The sequence below is a fragment of the Azonexus sp. genome (assembly GCF_036170495.1).
Lineage (GTDB): Bacteria > Pseudomonadota > Gammaproteobacteria > Burkholderiales > Rhodocyclaceae > Azonexus.
In genome coordinates, this window is sequence record NZ_JAVHPH010000266.1 from 12,068 (window position 1) to 15,338 (window position 3,271).

The window sequence follows — 3,271 nt, forward strand, 5'->3', positions numbered from 1 at the left end:
ACGCCGGCGACCAGCAGGAGGAGCAGCGCGACAATGATCCAGCGCAACAGCTGCTCGCCGGCCCGGGCCAGATTTTTGGTCGTTCGCTCGTCGACCTGGCTGGCCAGCTCATCAACTGCAATCGCCAGATCGGCCCGTAGTTTGAGATAGCGCGTCTCATGCAACAAGGCATTGGCGAAATCGCGCTGCGGCTCTGCCTCCGAGACAAATTCGCGTTTTACCGGGTCGTACAGGCCTTGCGTCGTGGCAAAAGCAATCTGTTCAACCTGCTTCATCTGATCGGAAATCAGGAAAATCCGCCGGAGGATGGCCACCTCGCCCGGATCAAAACCAAGCAGACTGGTCCGCTCGGCCAAGGCAAGCCCGGGTCCGGGCGGCGGTGCCTGGTAAGCGAGCGTTCCACCAATGACCTGCTCCCAGAAAGTTTCCGGCACCGCATCCGGGGCTTTTTTCGTGCCTTCACGAATGGCCAGGATGTCGTAGTAATAAATGAGGTAGCGCGGATTGGCCGTGCTGACGTAGGAGCTGACCAGGCGGCTGAGCAAATCGACCTCGTGGCGAACCGAGCCCATCAGCGCCATGGAATCCTGGCGATGCCTGGCTGCCACTTGGGCGTCTTCGTAGGCCGACAGGGCGCCCAGCGTGGCACCGGCGATCAGGACGAGAACCCCGGCAAGGGCGACCAATACGCTGAGAAAGGCTTTGCGCAGGTTCATTTAACCAAAACGTAACAAGGCACCACGACCTCCTTCACAATCCCGTCGCCAAGGCAACGGCGAGCGGACCTTGAACTCCGCTCCCTGCAACCATTTTTCCTTTTTGCATCATATTCCAGTTTGCATATATTTGGGCGCTCCAATTCCTTTGCCTGCATCCGTTGATTGGCCAAACCGAAGCTATCGTTCAGAATGTCCCTATTCGCCCCCACACCATAGGTCCATGGACAATCTGATCAAGGACAACGCAATCCAGGAGCTTTTTTGCTGGCTCGAACCCGGCGCCGAGCTGCCGGGCTGGGACATTCTCAAGGGCAGCCCCTTTGGCGGCACGCTGGCCTCTCCGGAAGGCGGCGCCCCGACGCCCGGCGACCAGTTGCTGTCGGTGCAGAACTACTTTGCCGAATACCATCTGGAGTATTTCCGGCAGCGTCGCTACAACCATTTTCCGAGCCGCCTGCACGCCCTGCTCCAGTTTGCCACGCGGACCGATGCGACGACTTTCCGCCTCAAGCACCCACAAAAGGTCTTCGGCAAGAATCTGACCTGCTCGCGCACCAAGGGGGCTTACATCTGCTCTTTTCACGACGCCAGCTGGCTCGACTATCTGCGCCTGCCGCACAGCCTGTCGCTCAGCGCGCTCGACGAGGTCGCCGATCATTACTGGTCGGGGCGCACGGTGGAGGAAATCGGACTAACTTTCATGAACGAGCCGTGGCAGGAACCGCCGGTCATTGAGGCGCTCTACCAGGGCGCCCTTGAGCCGGTCTGGGGCCACGAACAATCGGGCTGGCTACCCGGGTTTCGATAGGAAATACCATGCGTCGCATTGCCATCATCCTTGCCGTTATCGCCGTTCTCGGCCTTGGCCTGTTCTTTTTCACCCGCCCGAAACCGATCCCGGTGGTGCTCAAGGAAGTGGCCGCCGGCAAAGTCGAGGCAACGCTGGCCAACACCCGGGCCGGGACCATCGAGGCCTGCCAGCGCACCAAGCTGTCGACGATCATCGGCGGCCGCATCGAATACCTCGGCGTCAAGGAAGGCGACAAGGTCAAGCAAGGCCAGTTGCTGCTCAAGCTGTGGAACGACGACCAGCAGGCGCAAAGTGCGCTGGCTCAGGCGCAGATCACGCTGAGCGCCAAACGCAGCGAGGAAGCCTGCATTGCCGCGGTCAACGCCGAAAAAGAGGCAAAACGGCAATCCGACCTGCGTGCCAGGGGCTTCGTTTCGCCGAGCCGTGAAGAGGTCGCCCGCACCGATGCTGAAGTCCGTCGCGCCAGTTGCAACACTGCCAAGGCCGATATTGCCCAGGCCGAAGCCAAATTGAAGGCGACCCGCGTCGAGCAGGGCCGCGTCGCGCTCTACGCGCCGTTCGACGGCATTGTTGCCAAGATCGTCGGCGAACTGGGCGAATACTCAACGCCCTCGCCGCCAGGCGTGCCGACGCCGCCGGCCATCGACCTGATCGACGACTCCTGCCTCTACGTCAAGGCGCCGATGGACGAGGTCGATGCGCCAAAGATCCAGATTGGCCAGCCGGTGCGCATCACCCTCGACGCGCTGCCCGGCAAAACGCTGCCCGGCAAGGTACGGCGCGTTGCCCCCTATGTCTCGGCCGTCGAAAAACAGGCGCGTACCGTCGATATCGAGGTCGACTTCGAAAAGCCGACCGAAGCCGGCAAGTTGCTCGTCGGCTACAGCGCCGACGTCGAGATCATCCTCTCCGGACGCGACCAGGTGCTGCGCATTCCGACCGCAGCCATTCAGGAAGGCGGCAAGGTACTGGTCTTCAACGCCGACAGCGGCAAGCTCGACGAACGCCTGATCAAGGCCGGACTGGCTAACTGGGAATACACCGAGGTTCTGGAAGGCCTGAGCGCCGGCGAGCGCATCGTCACCTCGCTCGACAAGGAAGGCGTCAAGGCCGGCGCCAAGGTCACGCCGGACGAGAAATCATCAGCCCCAGCCAAGGCGAAGTAGGCGCATGGCGCTGATCGAACTGTCCGGCATCGAACGTCGCTTCCAGCTCGGCGACACCACGGTCAACGCGCTTTCCGGCCTGAATTTGCAGATCGATGCCGGCGAATACGTCGCCGTGATGGGGCCTTCGGGTTCCGGCAAATCGACGCTGCTCAATCTCCTCGGCCTGCTCGACCGGCCGAATGAAGGCACCTACAAACTCGAAGGTCGCGACGTGACTACCTTGTCGCCCGACGAGCAGGCGACCGTGCGCAGCACGCGTATCGGCTTCGTTTTCCAGAGTTTTCACCTCGTGCCGCGCCTGACCGCCGCCGAGAACATCGCCCTGCCGATGACGCTGGCCGGCATCCCGGCGGCCGAGCGCAACCAGCGCGTCGCCCAGGCGCTCAAGGATTTCGGCCTGGAAAACCGGGCCGACCACAAGCCCGACCAGCTTTCCGGCGGCCAGCGCCAGCGCGTCGCCATCGCCCGCGCCACGATCATGCAGCCGGCGCTGATTCTCGCCGATGAGCCGACCGGCAACCTCGACCGCCATACCGGCGAAGAGGTGGTCAATCTGCTCGAAGCGCTCAACG

General features: G+C 62.3%; 4 protein-coding genes. 3 read left to right on the forward strand and 1 reads right to left on the reverse strand.

Features of this window, described 5'->3' with window-relative positions:
• Positions 1–716: hypothetical protein (locus ADADOO_RS09710; protein WP_511277090.1), on the reverse strand; the 716-nt coding region annotated here is incomplete at its 3' end.
• Positions 717–939: 223 nt separating this feature from the next.
• On the opposite strand from ADADOO_RS09710, the gene ADADOO_RS09715 reads away from it, so the two are divergent.
• From ADADOO_RS09715 to ADADOO_RS09725, 3 genes are all read left to right on the forward strand, one after another.
• A complete protein-coding gene (locus tag ADADOO_RS09715; RefSeq protein WP_511277092.1) occupies positions 940–1,527 on the forward strand; it encodes a hypothetical protein in 588 nt (195 codons plus the stop codon).
• An 8-nt stretch (positions 1,528–1,535) separates the two neighbouring features.
• A complete protein-coding gene (locus tag ADADOO_RS09720; RefSeq protein WP_511277094.1) occupies positions 1,536–2,696 on the forward strand; it encodes an efflux RND transporter periplasmic adaptor subunit in 1,161 nt (386 codons plus the stop codon).
• 4 nt (positions 2,697–2,700) lie between these two features.
• Positions 2,701–3,271 (forward strand): ABC transporter ATP-binding protein (locus tag ADADOO_RS09725; RefSeq protein ID WP_511277095.1); only part of this gene is annotated, 571 nt, incomplete at its 3' end.

Bases quoted from the DNA above. Each gene is read 5' to 3' on its own strand.
- ADADOO_RS09715 (WP_511277092.1), top strand. From the start codon at position 940: ATGGACAATCTGATCAAGGACAACGCAATCCAGGAGCTTTTTTGCTGG.
- ADADOO_RS09720 (WP_511277094.1), top strand. From the start codon at position 1,536: ATGCGTCGCATTGCCATCATCCTTGCCGTTATCGCCGTTCTCGGCCTT.